Genomic DNA, 582 nt, shown 5'->3' with positions numbered 1-582 from the left:
ATATCACAACCACTGGCGCAGAGTGGAGGGGGTCCATTATTGTGTGTCGAGTATCTGTATAACTATTATCGTTATCGGTATCAAAGACATCAATATCACGAATCCAGTCTAGTAATAGCTTGTACTCTTCATCAGTTGCTTCGGTGTATTCAAGTAATTCTTTAGTAATATTGTCTGCGTTATCGTAAGAAATTTCGTTACTGTCGTCAGATAGGTTGCTAGAGCCACCTAGGTACGTAAACACATTACGGTCATCACTATTGTTGGGTAAGTTTTCTGCAGCGCCCCCTAGGTGAATATCATTAGCGTCAATATCATCTGACCACCAGCTCCATGCGCCTGGGTCAGCAGGGTTATTACTGCGAGACTTAAAGAAACCAGTTTCTGGATCAATCGCGGTACGGCCAGCTCTATCATAAACAGTGCCGTCAGATCCTAGACGATAGCGTTTTAAGTTACCCTTCCAGACAGGCCCAGTTTCAGGCTTGAAAACCGAGAAATACAATTCATCACGATGGTTGAGGCGGTTAAAGGTATTTACAGCAACGCCGGGAGAAACAAACGTGGTACTAATATCTTTGA

The 582-nt window shown here is 43.5% G+C and carries 1 protein-coding gene; it reads right to left on the bottom strand.

Annotated features, from left to right (window positions below; all coding sequences use genetic code 11):
- Nucleotides 1-582, bottom strand: a 582-nt coding sequence (locus A3735_RS30990) for a hypothetical protein (RefSeq protein ID WP_231882558.1), incomplete at both ends; no start/stop codon positions are given.

Source organism: Oleiphilus sp. HI0061, from assembly GCF_001635675.1.
Note: the sequence above shows the minus strand (reverse complement) of the source record. Positions and strands in the feature narration are given on the sequence as shown.